The 259-nt window shown below is 66.4% G+C and carries 1 protein-coding gene; it reads right to left on the minus strand.

From position 1 onward, the window contains the following. Window positions 1–259 (minus strand): hypothetical protein (locus NLU14_RS22305; RefSeq protein ID WP_275710726.1); only part of this gene is annotated, 259 nt, incomplete at both ends.

Here is a 259-nt window from a genome sequence, read left to right on the forward strand (position 1 = left end):
TCGCCGCCGGTTTCCGTCACGAACTTTCCCTGCACGATCGGCTTTGACGCGTCTTGCGCGCTTGGCTCGGGCGAAGGCACGGAACCGGCGCCGCGCAGCATGCCGAGCAGCCCGCGGTTCCCGACCGCCTGCCGCAGCTGCAGCAAAGGAGGCGCGGACTTATAGGTCGCTGTTTCCCCTCGTATGGGCCGGCCTTGGGCTTCGCGCTGCGACGGCGTCCGCGCGGACGATTTGCTCAGACGATCGAAAGTCATCGATT

It is taken from the genome of Marinobacter iranensis (assembly GCF_029207565.1).
GTDB classification, from domain to species: domain Bacteria; phylum Pseudomonadota; class Gammaproteobacteria; order Pseudomonadales; family Oleiphilaceae; genus Marinobacter; species Marinobacter iranensis.